Genomic DNA, 12,023 nt, shown 5'->3' with positions numbered 1-12,023 from the left:
GACAAGCGGACCCGGCAGCGCGAGTACACGTGCGCTGCCGGGTCCGCTTGTCGCCCGTATAGAGGGGACCCTCGAAATCACCCTGCCGGGAGGCGGTCGAGGTGGTGGTGAGGAGGTGCTGGAAGAAGCCGACCCCGCCGAGAATGCCGCTGCCGCGGTACTCGTTGAAGTTGCGGATGTAGCCGTTGGTGACCAGGCCGAGGGCCATGATCTCCCGCTGGACCTCCAGCATCTCGTCCGGGCTCTTGCCACCGAAGGAGAAGAAGACGCTGTGCGAGGGGCCCGGACGCAGACCCTCCACGGCACGTGAGAGGAACAGCCGGGCGCCCTCCGCGGTGTAGGGCGGGTCGGTCATCGCCACGTCGAAACCGCTGTGCAGCTCGGCGGGCAGCGGCTGGCGCAGATCGTGCTCGACGGTCTCGACCCGCGTGCCGAGACCGGCCGACACCTTCCGGATGTAGCCGAGGATCTCGGGGGAGATGTCGACGACGGTCACCCGCTCGACGATCGGGGAGCCGAGGACGTCCCCGACGACGGCGACGGCCAGGGAGACGAGGTCGTCGTCGCCGATCAGCAGCAGATTGCCGCCCGGCAGCGAGCCCGCCGCCAGCAGCGCCAGGACACGGCGGACCTTGGTCTCGGGCGTGCAGTGCGACTGGTCGATCGACATGTCGGCGGCCGGGCCCGACTCCATCAGGTCGCTCAGCCGCCGCACCGCCTCGTCCAGCACGTCCGGGATGACCAGTTCGCGGCCGTCGCAGGTGGTGCAGGTCGCGTCGAGCGTGAGGTCCATGCCCAGCTCGGCCACGACGTCCAGGCCGGCCGGGGTCAGCCGGGAGGGACGCTCCTTGGTGAGCAGGTCGCGCCGGCGCAGCTCGTTGCCCAGCGCGGCGACGATCGGGACGGGCAGGCCCGTGGCCCGGCTGATGTCCCTGGTCGAGGCGGGGGCCAGGCGACGCAGGGCCCGCAGCACGGAGCGCACTCCGGGCGGACCCTCCTGAAGCCTGACGGCGTCCGCGACTTCCGTGAGCACCTGATCGGCGGGGGTACTCCGACGGTGTCGAGGCGCGTTTTTCACAAAGCTGCTCCGGGCGGGCCGATGGATTCCAGGACTATCGAGTATACGGGCTGGCGCGGCGTCGCCCGGACGCGCCCACGGAGCAGGGAATGCGGAATGAGAACGGCGAAACAAGGAAGGCTTTTTCGAGGAGTTCGCCGAAATGCTTTCCGAATATTCGAGAGGTGGACGGGAGGAAGGTGTCGTACCCCTTGACAGCATGCGTGCGCGAGCCGTAGAGCGACCCGGATGCTACGCTGGGCCACATCGAGCGTCGTTTTTCGACCTCGTGACCTTCCCCTTCGGACGCGCGGACCAGCGCACCTCTATGTGAAAGGAGACGGGGGCAGCGGATAGCGACCCCCGGTTCCCCATGACCAACTCCGCCAGCCTCGCCACCGAGGGTATAAACGTCGACGATTTGTGCTCCTACGCCGTAGACGTATGGGTGAGCGATCACAGCATCCTGACCGACCAGGAGCGCCTCCTCCAGGTGCTGCGCACGGCCGCCGAAAAGGGGAACGCCCAGGTGCTCGGCGAGGCCTCGCACGTTTTCCCCAATGGTGCCGTCACCGCCATTCTGCTGCTTTCGGCATCACACCTGAGCATTCACACCTGGCCGGAATTCAGCCTGGCCAACGTCGATCTGCTCGCCTACGGCCGGCTGAACGGCGAGCGGATGATGCAGAGTGTGGAACTCGGCCTTTCGCCGACCAAAATCAATGTGACGCGCATGCTGCGTGCGGTGCACTGATTCCGGCTGATTCCAGGAATGACGTGATTGCGGGACGGTGTGATTTGTGGCGCGAGGGGCGCCGATTTCCCGCCGTAGGGATTTCACAGCCATCCCGAGAGGGATTCGACGAACGCGTCGAATCGGTCCCGGTGGATCGCGTGCGGTGCGTCGGGCACCGTACGCACCTCGAAGCCCCGTCGCACGAGTTCCGCCCGCCCCTGCGCGCTGACGAGCGTGCTCGGGTCCGACACCTGGACCAGCGAGGGGACGACGGCCTTCTCCGGCGTGTGGTCGACGAGGCGGTGGGCGGAGAGGGCGAGGGCGGTGTTCTCGTCCCAGGCGTCCAGAGCCTGCCGCTCGGCCGCGAGCCGATGGTTGCCCTCGGTGGCGTCCCGTGGCCGGGAGAAGCTGGTCAGCAGGTCGGGCGAGCGCTTGAAGAAGGTGAAGTAGGCCGGGTCGAGCCCGCCCGCCGACCCGCTCAGCCTCCAGGCGGGCTCCGAGTGGACCGCGCGGGCCGGGGCCAGTTCCTCCACCGCGAGAGCCACGGCCGGCGCGCCCAGCGAGTGGCCCAGCGCCAGCTCGGGGCGGCGCGGCAGCGTGTCCAGGAGATCCTCGGCGAAGAGCGCGGGCGCGTACGCCCCGCGCGCGCTGGCACCGTGACCCCGCAGATCCACGGCGAGCACGCGATAGCCCATCCCGGTGAGCACCGGCGTCAGTTCGTGCCAGGTGCGGTGGTCGGTCACGATGCCGTGGACGAGGACGGCGATACGGTCCCCCGTTCCCCACTCCTGTGTGTGCAGGCGCATCCGTCTGCTTTCGTCGATGCCGGCGCTGTGGCCGGCGCTGTTGCCATGGCCGGGTGGGTTGCTTGTGTGTGGCGGGCAGGAGTTCAGGGCGTGGGCCGGTCGGCGGATCAGGGTGAGGGACAGGGACCGTGACGGAGCACGAGGTGCTGGTGCGGTGGGCGCGGTCGAGTGACGCCCGGCCGGGGCTGCTCGCCCTGCTGGACACGGTGGAGCGCGCCCGCTACGAGGCCACCGCCCGCCCTGCCGACAAGGCCCGCTTCCTGGTCGGGTGCGCGCTCAGCCGCCTCGCCCTGGGTGAGCTGCTCGTGCTTCCTCCCGCCGACGTGCCCCTGCGCAGGGTGTGCCCGCGCTGCGGCGGTCCGCACGGCAAGGTGAGACTGGCGGTGCCCGAGCGGTCGCCGTACGCGGACGTCGACTTCTCCGTCACCCACAGCGGGGATGTGGTGGGGGTCGCGGTCTGCCGGGGCGCCGCCGTCGGCCTGGACGTGGAGGACGACGCGATCGCCCTCGACATCGACGCGGCGGCGCGTACGGCACTGGGCGACACCGAACTGAGCGCGCTGTACGCCGGCCCCGCCACCGGGCGCCGTACCGCGTTCCTGCGCACCTGGACCCGCAAGGAGGCCGTGCTGAAGGCCCTCGGCGTGGGCCTCCATGTGCCGTTGCGCGGGCTGGAGATGTCCGCCCCGGACACCGCACCGACGGTCCTCGACTGGCCGCGACAACTCGGCCTCCGCCCCGAGGTGAGCCTCGCGGACCTGACGGTCGAGGGCGCCCACACGGCCGCGGTCGCGGTGCTGGGAGGGGGCGGGCTGCGGGTCGTCACACGGGCGGACCCCGCAATCCCGGCCTGAAGGGCACCGGTGCCACGCCGGCGGCGACACCGTACCGACCTGCACGGACCAGGAATGGAGAAGAGCGCCCCCGGTGCCCCTCCCTGGAGCGCCGGGGGCGCGTTCGCGGTCGCCGCGAGCATCGGCCTGCTCGGGCTGAACAGCAGTCACCAGTACGTGTGGATCGCCTTCCTCGGCGGCTCGCTGGCCGGACTGCTCGCCTACGCCGTCGGCGGCACCGGCTACGGCGGCGCCACCCCCGCCAAACTCGCCCTCGCGGGAGCCGCCGTCACCGTCCTGCTGGACGCCTTCACCAACGCCCTGGTGCTGCTCGACCTCCGCACCCTGGACCAGTACCGCTCCTGGGCGGTCGACTCCCTCGCGGGCCGCGACCCCGAACTGGCCCTGCGGCTCCTGCCGTTCATCGCGGCCGGACTGCTGCCGGTACTCGCCCTGAGCGGGCGGCTCAACGCGCTCGCCCTGGGCGACGACCTCGCCACCACCCTGGGCGCGCGGGTCCGCACCACCCGGGCCCTGGGGCGCGGTCGCGGTCATCCTGCTGACCGGCGCGGCGGTCGCCGCCGCCGGACCGGTCACCTTCGTCGGCCTCGTCGTCCCGCACGTCGGCCCTCTCCCTCGGCATCACGATCGGCCGCGCCCGCATCGCACTGCTGGTTCTCGCCACCTCCCTGGCCGCCGCCGCCGGAACCGTCCACCTCGACGGCGCCGACATCGCCACCCTCTCCGCCCGCGAACTCGCCCTCCGCCTCACGCTGTTGGCGCAGTCCCCGACCGCTCCGGACGGCATCACCGTACGAGACCTGGTCGCCCGCGGCCGCACCCCGCACCAGCGCTGGTGGCGCCAGTGGTCCTCGGCGGACGAAGCCGTCGTCGACCGGGCCCTGGCGGCCACCGACACGGCCACCCTGGCGGACCGCTCCCTCGACGAGCTCTCCGGCGGCCAGTGCCGACGGGTGTGGATCGCCATGGCCCTCGCCCAGGACACCCCCGTCCTGCTCCTGGACGAGCACACCACGTACCTCGACCTCAGGCCGGCGCGAACACGCCGAGCCTCAAGCGGCTGACGTTCGCCGACGTTGGGCGACGTTGGGCGTTGTTTTTGAAAAGCGTTTTCACTTAGCTAGCATGGCGGGACCCGGGCGGCGCGGCGCCGGGTCCCGTCGCCGGGCGCTGCCGCGTGCTTGCCGCATGCCAGACAGCGAGGATCCTCAGTGACCCAGACCGCGCATCACGAGTACACCGTGCGCCCCGCGACACCGGCCGACGTCGACGGTGCCCGCCGCGTCATGCTCGACACCTTCTACAACGAGTTCGGCTACGGCTACGTACCCCGGTGGCACCCCGACACGGTGGACATCGAGGGCACGTATCTCGGCGACCCGCGGCACCTGCTGCTCGTGGCCGTGCACGAGGGCGAGGTGGTCGCCACGACCGGCGTACGAGCGGGAGGCCCCGCCCACCCGCCGCACCCGCGATGGCTGGCCGAACGCTACGACGGGGACACCACCGCCCAACTGGTCCGTGTCTACGTCCGGCCCGAGCACCGACGCCGCGGTCTCGCCCGCACCCTGGTCGAAGCCGCCTGCGACTTCATCGCGGACACCCCCGGCTACGAGCGCGTCTACCTCCACACCAACGTCGACATCGAGGGCGCCGAATACTTCTGGCGGAGCCTGGCCAAGGAGGTGTTCGACGCCCGAGCGACCGGCGAACACGGGCCGGGCGTCGCCACGGTGCACTTCGAGATCCCGATGTGACGGCGGCCCGTACGGCGACCCGGTACGCCACTGCTAGCCGGCGCGCCCGGCGGTCCAGGTGATGTGCGGGGGCTCGACGCGTGCGCACAGGGGACCGCCCTGCGCGTCGGTCAGGCCGAGGCGTCCGACCAGCAGCCCGTCGCGTGCGGCGGCGGCGAGTACGTCGGCGGGGACGACGTCGAGCATGAGCTTGGCGCGGCGGAACATCGTGAAGGTGCCCGACTCGTCGACCGTGCCCCACGACAGGTAGATGAACCGTCGGCCCAGACGGTCCTGCACGTAGGGCCCTTTGACCTCGGTACCGGTCGGCGAGGCGCACGTGGTGCACTCCAGAGTCCATGTCGCGGACGGTGCGTCGCCAGGCTGCGGCTCCAGGAGCTCGGCCGGACGGTCGCGGCGTTGCACGGCGACGTGGATGTTGCCGTACGCGGGGACTCTGCCGTCGAGGGAGGCGGGGCGAGTGAGGCCGGGCAGGTCGACGGCGTCGATGCGGATGTGCATGGCGGCCATCATCCGCCACGGCAGCCGCCGCCGGCAGGATCGTTCAGAGCCGTTGCTGCCGTTGCCACGGTGCCGCCGACCGGGGTGGCCCGTGCCTGAACCCACGCACCGCGAGCACCGCCGGGGCCGTTCGGAGGCGTGGTGGTGGTGCCTGCCGCGGTCGGCCCGCACGATGGATCCGGGACGTATCCGGGACGTATCCGGGATGTACTCGTGATGGAGCAGGTGATCGAACGCCTCTACGCCTGCTCCAGCCTGCTCGACGAAGCCGGCCAGTACGCCTGTTACGGCCGCGTCGGCGGCTGCCTGATCACCGGCAACGAGGACGGCGTCAAGCGCTGCGCCGTGAACGTCCTCTACAGCCTGCAGCACCTGGGCGAAAACCCCGAACACCGGTAGGGACACCGACGGCAGGGCGGCAGCGCGCGCGTCACGTCACGTCACGGGAATGCCCTCGCGGTCTTCGAGGGCGCTGATGGCGGTGGCGGTGAGGCTGTGGGTGATGTGGCCTCGCATCAGCTGGGCGGCTTCGGCGGCGCGGCCGTCCACGATGAGGGAGACCAGTTGGTGGTGTTCCTGTAGGTCCCGGGTGCGGGGTTCGTCACCGGGCGGGAGTTCGAGGCCGAGGCGACGGTAGCGGTCGGACTTGTCCCACAGGTCGTCCAGGAGACGGATGAGGACGTCGTTGTGCGAGGCCCGGTACACCGCCTGGTGAAAGGCGCGGTGGGCCGTGAGTGCCTCTTCCCCCCATTGGCGGGTGACGGGGAGGAGCTTGTCGACGGCGGCCTGCATCGTGGCGATGTCGTCGTCGGTGCGTCGCCGGGCGGCAAGTTCGGCGGCGGTCGGGTCGAGGGACAGGCGGACTTCGAAGAGCTGACGGGCCTCGGTCGAGTTCATGACGGACACCCGGACGTCGCGGTGGGTGTCGACGGTGACGAGCCCCTCGCTGCTGAGGCGGCGGATGGCTTCGCGCAGGGGCGTGATGCTCATGTTGAGGGACTCGGCGAGGTCGTACTGGGCGAGCCGTGACCCGGCGGGAAGAGTGCCGAAGAGGATCCGGTCGCGGAGTTCCGCGTAGGCGAGGTCGCTCTTGCTGAAGAACAGGTTCTGTCCTGCCATAGCCCCCTGACCATTCCTTTCGGGGAGTTCCCCACCCCTTGACATCCCGCATCGGACCGGCCCACTCTAACAGCCGTTGCATCTTATAAGATATGAGGAAGGCTCCACTGTGAAGATCACCAACGTCTACGAGGGCGTCGTTCCGATCAGTTCCCCGATCCGCAATGCCTGGATCGACTTCAGCTCCATGGACTGTTCGATCGTGGCGATCGAGAGCGACGTCATCCGGGACGGCGAACCCGTGGTGGGCTACGGCTTCAACTCCAACGGCCGCTACAGCGCCGGAGAGATCCTGCGCCGCCGGGTCCTGCCCCGCCTCCTTCAGGCCGAGCCCGGCAGCCTGCTCGACGAGCGGGGCGGCCTGGACCACGCCAAGGCGTGGGACGTGATGATGCGAAACGAGAAGCCCGGCGGGCACGGCGAGCGTTCGGTCGCGGTCGGTGTGGTGGACATGGCCCTGTTCGACCTGGCCTCCAAGATCGAGGGCAAGCCGCTGTACCGGTACCTGTCCGAGCGCTACGGCGACGGGCAGCCCGACGACTCCGTCTTCGTCTACGCCGCCGGCGGCTACTACGCCCCCGCCAAGACCCTCACAGACCTCCAGGACGAGATGCGCGGCTTCCTCGACCTCGGCTACGACGTCGTCAAGATGAAGATCGGCGGCGCCGGCCTGGCGGAGGACCTGCGCCGTATCGAGGCCGTCATCGACGTCCTGGACGGCGACGGCTCCCGGCTGGCCGTCGACGTCAACGGCCGCTTCGACCTCAACACGGCCCTGGAGTACGGTCGGGCCATCGAGCCCTACGGGCTGTTCTGGTACGAGGAGATCGGCGACCCGCTCGACTACCACCTCAACGCCACCGTCGCCGAGCACTACACCGGCGCCATCGCCACGGGCGAGAACCTCTTCTCCCTCCAGGACGCCCGCAACCTCATCCGCTACGGCGGCCTGCGCCCCGACCGCGACACCATCCAGGTCGACCCCGCGCTCTCCTACGGTCTGGTGGAGTACCTGCGCATCCAGGACATGCTCCGCCGGCACGGCTGGTCCTCGAGGCGCTGCATCCCGCACGGCGGGCACCAGTTCTCCCTGCACATCGCAGCCGCCCTCAAGCTCGGCGGCAACGAGTCCTACCCCGGCGAGTTCCAGCCCACCGGCGGCTTCGCCGACGACGCCGTCGTCGAGAAGAGCCGCGTCGGCCTGACCGACACCCCCGGCATCGGCTTCGAGACCAAGGCCGCCTTCCACAAGGTGCTGCGCGCCCTGCACAGCTGACCACCACCCCGACGCGGACACGCGACGACTGCTCGGCGATCACCGCCGAGTCCACCCGGATCCCACTCGCCCTGCGTCGCCCCTGGCATCGGCCGCCAGTCGTCGACCCGTTTCCGGGTTCGCCCGACAACCCGTCGGCCTGGCAATCGCTCCGGATGAGGCGGCCGTGTTGCTGCCCGTCCTGGTCAAGGAAATGGAGGACGCGTGCGGCGACTGCCGCACCATCCTGGGGATGGGCAATCCGGCCTCGATGAAGAGACGCGTGCAGTTCACCGAGCCGGTTGTGCGATTCCGTTGCTCGCTGGGCTGTCCCCGGGCCTGCGGCTTGCTACGCCTGATTCCTCGCCCACGCGCGTCGCCGTTCCTGATCCAGGGGACGCACAGACCTCCGGCACTGTCGCTCAGTCGGCGATGTCGACCCCGTATCCGCGTGCAAGGGCGTCGAGGCCGTGGTCGTAGCCCTGCCCGACGGCACGCAGGCGCCACGTCGGGCCCCTGCGGTAGATCTCCGCGAGGAGCATGGTGCGTTCGGTTGTCGCGGCGTCCAGGGTGGCCCGGGTGAGGGGTGATCCGTTGTTGCCGAGAGCCGCACTGATCTGGATCGCGCCGACCGTTCCGAAGGTGGTTGCGCCGTCGATGGCTGCGGCGATGACGACCTTTCGGGTAGCGGGTGGCAGGGATGCGAGATCGAGGGCGATGGTCTGTTCGGCGGGACCGCCGGTGAGGAGCCGCACGGTGCCGGCGGGGCTTTCAGGGGCGCCGTAGAAGATGAAGTCCTCGTCGAAGGTGACCTGTTCGTCATCGTCGAGGATGAAGGCGACGACGTCGGTCTCGCAGTCGGCCTGCGGAGCCCAGCTGGCGGTGACGTACCACTCGGGCGAGGGGCCGCCGTATGGGATGGGCAGGTCGATGACGCCGCCCCTCGGCATCACGTGCGGCTCCTTCGGCCGGACAGCCGTTGTGGCAGGGGCGTCGGCGGTCGGAGAAATGAGCCAGTCCGCGTCGTGCACGGGGAGCCCGAGGACGGTGATGCGGCTCATGCGGCGGTCCTTCTCGCCGTCAGGGAGAAGCACGACGTCGGTGACACTGGCGGACAGGTTGACCGCTGCGGATCCGCCCAGCTCGACGACGCGGGTACGAGCGGCGACGGCCTCGGTATGGGCACCGCCGAGCACCAGCACCCGGCGGCTCATCAGGGGCTTGGTCAAAGTGCCGGCCGAGTCCGCTGGTTGGCGCGGAGCGGGGACGGTTGTGTCGGGGGAGGGCGGCGGCAGGACAGGCATTTCCGGGACGGGCACTGTGGTGGATTTGGGCTGGGCGGCCCGAGCTGCTGCCGTAGCCGGCTCTTTCACCGGCGCGATCGCGGCGGAAGCGGCCGTCGCCTCATGCACTGTCCCGGCCTGCACGTCGGCCAGCAGTCGCAGGAAGGTGTGCTCATCGATGACCGGCACACCCTCGGCGGCTGCGCGTCGGGCCTTCGCGGATCGGGACGCCGGCTCGTTGGTGACGAGCACGCTGGTGTGCCGACTCACGGAGGTCATCATGTTCAGTCCGGCGGCAACGGCCCGCCCGACCAGCTCCGCCCGCGCGTGTGCGGTCTCACCGGTTATCGCGATCTTCATCCCCTGCAGCAGCGGCCCGCCGGGAGCCATACGCCCCGGATTGCGGTAGGCGCACGGTGCCTTGGGCGGCTTCGGCGTGAACTGCGATTCCGCCCGCGGTGGGCAGCTCACCAGCGGCAAAGGCAGATCGAGCCGCGCCGCCTCGCGCAGCGAAGCCCGCAGGATCCCGGCAAGCACCCGGGTGTCGTCCAGCGCATCGTGCGCGCGCTGCTGCGGTACGCCGTAGTGGGCGGCGAGCGTGCCCAGTTTCATGTCGTCCGTCGGCGGATCGACCTGACGATTCAGAGCCAGGGTGCAGAGCCGCTGGGACACAGGCAGCCACATCCGGGCACGGGCGAACTCGTAGGCCAGGAAGTCGTAGTCGAACTGAGCGTTGTGGGCGACCAGGACCCGGTCCTGGAGCATCGCTCCGATCCGCCCGGCAACCTGGTCGAAGGTAGGTGCGCCCTGCAGTCGCTCGACGGTCAGCCCGTGCACTTCCACCGGTCCCGGGTCGCATCCTGGGTCGAGCAGGGTGGAGAACTCCCCGGTCTGCTCGCCGTCCGGTCCGATCGTCACCACCGCGACGGACAGCACCCGGTCCCGTCGGGCTATGAGCCCGGAGGTTTCCACGTCGACCAGGGCCCAGTCGCGGGCGTAGTCGCCCGTGGCGGGCAGGTCAAAGGGGGTGGAGGCGAGACTCATGGCGCCAAGGATGATCTGATATGCGGCCCCCCTTCAACCTGTATGCCGTTTTGCACGGCTCTGGAATGACGTACTGCCCTGCTGACCGCAGAGAGACCGCAGAGAGACCGCACCGAAACTTCGGGACGTTTTCGGGAAGAACACCGGCCAAAAACCGTGCGGAACCGCTCTCAACCGGACTGCCGCACTCTCCACCAGGGAGTCGATCCGACCTTGTGCCGGCGCGATGCCGCGCCTACCAGCATGCCACTGACCAGCAAAAACGCCCTCCCGGAGGGAGAGCGGAAACGCGATGTGGGTAGGGCGCCCCCGGCAGGACTCGAACCTGCGGCCAAGCGCCTCCAGACCATCTCATTTGGCGAGTCTGCGGTAGCAGATGAGGGTGCAGGCGATGCTGGTGAAGGCCAGGAAGTGGTCGCCGCCGGCGGAGCAGGTGGGCACGACAGCGGCGCCCCGGGTTCCGGCCGCGCCGCTGTCGAGCTGTGGTCAGCCCTCGGGGGAGCCCCCGGGTCAGTAAAGCTTGTTGACGGCGGTCTTCGTCGTGGTGCGGAAGGCGGTCAGCGGGGCGTCCTCGAGGTCGCCCATCTGGCCCCAGCGGACGAGGGTGACGGTGCGGCCGTCGCGGCCGACGGAGAACAGGTGGATGTCGGAGATGCCGATCTGCGGGTCGGCGGTGTCCAGGCTGTAGACCCAGGCGCCCTCCTCGACGGCGAGCTTGCCGTGGGAGGCGCTGACGGCCTGCAGGCCCGGGTTCTGCTGCTCCAGCAGGGGGCCGCAGCCGGCGAGGGCTCCGCGGAGGGTGTCGACCAGCTTCACGGCGTCGGCCTCGGTACGGGCGACGGTGGTGACCTGGACGCCGTTGGTGTCGAGCTCGGTGCTGAACTCGCGGTAGCGGGTGTTCTGCGCCGGGATCTTGTGCGGGGCGCAGAGGACGCCGCCGTTCTCCGGGACGCCGGTGAAGACCTGGGTGGCGGTCCACGGGGTCGACGACGGCGGCATCTGGGAGGCGGCGAGGAAGGCGGGCTGGGCAGCGGCCTGCGCCGGGGCTGTGGCGAGGGCCGCGAGGCCCAGTGCGGCAGCGGCTGCGGTGGCGAGTGCGGTGCGGAGCTTGTTCATGGTGGTGGATCCCCCGTCGGGTCGTTCGTTCGGTCAGTGCTCAACCAGCGTGGGGCCGGCGCCCGTCGGCTGCAACGATCACGCGCCCACCAGCCGTCCCGGAACCATTCCACCCCCGCTGACGTGCAAGGACGTGAAGGATGGGACGCAGGGTCGAGGGGGATGGAATGCCGAAGGACGCCGCCGTCGAGGAGTTCGCGGGGCTCGTGCGCGCGTTGAAGGCACGGGACGGGAGGAGTTACGAGGCGCTGGGCCGGCGGCTGAGCGTCAGCGCGTCCACCCTCCACCGCTACTGCTCGGGCGCGACCGTCCCGGAGGAGTTCGCCGTGGTCGACCGCCTCGCCCTGCTGTGCGGGGCGGACGAGGAGGAACGGCGGGCCCTGGAGGCGGCCTGGACGGAGGCGGACCGCGCCCGCCGCCGAGCGGCCTCGCCCGCGCCCACGCCTGTGCCGGCCGTGTCGGCCGCGCCGGAATCGAACCCGGAACCGTCCGCGC

Annotated in this window: 12 protein-coding genes and 2 pseudogenes; 8 read left to right on the top strand and 6 right to left on the bottom strand. The window is 70.3% G+C overall.

Annotation, left to right across the window (positions count from 1 at the left end; all coding sequences use genetic code 11):
* Positions 1–1,033, bottom strand: a 1,033-nt coding sequence (locus BZL64_RS07110) for a bis-aminopropyl spermidine synthase family protein (RefSeq protein ID WP_143663022.1), incomplete at its 3' end; no start/stop codon positions are given.
* 397 nt (positions 1,034–1,430) lie between these two features.
* Here BZL64_RS07110 and BZL64_RS07105 point away from each other — a divergent pair.
* A complete protein-coding gene (locus tag BZL64_RS07105) occupies positions 1,431–1,811 on the top strand; it encodes an S-adenosylmethionine decarboxylase family protein (RefSeq protein WP_086767220.1) in 381 nt (126 codons plus the stop codon).
* Between the two features lie 83 nt (positions 1,812–1,894).
* Here the strand turns inward: BZL64_RS07105 and BZL64_RS07100 are convergent, their stop codons facing one another.
* Positions 1,895–2,599 carry an alpha/beta fold hydrolase gene (locus BZL64_RS07100; protein WP_086767218.1) on the bottom strand — a complete coding sequence of 235 codons (705 nt, stop codon included), beginning with the start codon at positions 2,597–2,599 and terminating at the stop codon, positions 1,895–1,897.
* A gap of 128 nt (positions 2,600–2,727) precedes the next feature.
* On the opposite strand from BZL64_RS07100, the gene BZL64_RS07095 reads away from it, so the two are divergent.
* The 4 genes and pseudogenes from BZL64_RS07095 (at position 2,728) to BZL64_RS07080 (ending at position 5,210) form a co-directional block, all read left to right on the top strand.
* Positions 2,728–3,453, top strand: a complete 726-nt coding sequence (locus BZL64_RS07095) for a 4'-phosphopantetheinyl transferase family protein (protein WP_086767216.1) — start codon at positions 2,728–2,730, stop codon at positions 3,451–3,453.
* A 54-nt stretch (positions 3,454–3,507) separates the two neighbouring features.
* Positions 3,508–3,909 (top strand): annotated as a pseudogene (locus tag BZL64_RS07090) (iron chelate uptake ABC transporter family permease subunit); the annotation flags it as partial.
* Positions 3,910–4,073: 164 nt separating this feature from the next.
* Positions 4,074–4,517, top strand: coding sequence for an ABC transporter ATP-binding protein (locus BZL64_RS07085; RefSeq protein ID WP_425276020.1), 444 nt, complete (start codon positions 4,074–4,076; stop codon positions 4,515–4,517).
* Between the two features lie 222 nt (positions 4,518–4,739).
* Positions 4,740–5,210 carry a GNAT family N-acetyltransferase gene (locus BZL64_RS07080; protein ID WP_086767222.1) on the top strand — a complete coding sequence of 157 codons (471 nt, stop codon included), beginning with the start codon at positions 4,740–4,742 and terminating at the stop codon, positions 5,208–5,210.
* A gap of 33 nt (positions 5,211–5,243) precedes the next feature.
* Here BZL64_RS07080 and BZL64_RS07075 read toward each other — a convergent pair whose 3' ends face one another.
* Positions 5,244–5,711 (bottom strand): DUF5990 family protein, encoded by a 468-nt coding sequence (locus tag BZL64_RS07075; protein ID WP_244205241.1) that lies wholly within the window; start codon positions 5,709–5,711, stop codon positions 5,244–5,246.
* A 213-nt stretch (positions 5,712–5,924) separates the two neighbouring features.
* Here BZL64_RS07075 and BZL64_RS07070 point away from each other — a divergent pair.
* A pseudogene (locus BZL64_RS07070) lies at positions 5,925–6,089 on the top strand (flavodoxin family protein); the annotation flags it as partial.
* Positions 6,090–6,146: 57 nt separating this feature from the next.
* Here BZL64_RS07070 and BZL64_RS07065 read toward each other — a convergent pair.
* Positions 6,147–6,830 (bottom strand): GntR family transcriptional regulator, encoded by a 684-nt coding sequence (locus tag BZL64_RS07065; protein ID WP_086767213.1) that lies wholly within the window; start codon positions 6,828–6,830, stop codon positions 6,147–6,149.
* Positions 6,831–6,939: 109 nt separating this feature from the next.
* Here BZL64_RS07065 and BZL64_RS07060 point away from each other — a divergent pair, with 109 nt between their 5' ends.
* Positions 6,940–8,106, top strand: coding sequence for a mandelate racemase/muconate lactonizing enzyme family protein (locus tag BZL64_RS07060; RefSeq protein ID WP_086767211.1), 1,167 nt, complete (start codon positions 6,940–6,942; stop codon positions 8,104–8,106).
* A 401-nt stretch (positions 8,107–8,507) separates the two neighbouring features.
* On the opposite strand, the gene BZL64_RS07055 is transcribed toward BZL64_RS07060, so the two are convergent.
* Both BZL64_RS07055 and BZL64_RS07050 read right to left on the bottom strand, forming a co-directional pair.
* Entirely contained in the window at positions 8,508–10,412 is a 1,905-nt protein-coding gene (locus tag BZL64_RS07055) for a TerD family protein (RefSeq protein ID WP_086767209.1), read from the bottom strand.
* Positions 10,413–10,922: 510 nt separating this feature from the next.
* Positions 10,923–11,528: a hypothetical protein gene (locus BZL64_RS07050; RefSeq protein ID WP_086767207.1), complete on the bottom strand. Its 606-nt coding sequence runs from the start codon at positions 11,526–11,528 to the stop codon at positions 10,923–10,925.
* Between the two features lie 167 nt (positions 11,529–11,695).
* Here BZL64_RS07050 and BZL64_RS07045 point away from each other — a divergent pair.
* A partial coding sequence (locus BZL64_RS07045) for a helix-turn-helix domain-containing protein (protein ID WP_143663020.1) occupies positions 11,696–12,023 on the top strand: 328 nt, incomplete at its 3' end.

The sequence above is a fragment of the Streptomyces bobili genome, from assembly GCF_002154575.1.
GTDB lineage: Bacteria > Actinomycetota > Actinomycetes > Streptomycetales > Streptomycetaceae > Streptomyces > Streptomyces bobili.
This window is presented reverse-complemented; position numbering and strand designations above follow the sequence as displayed.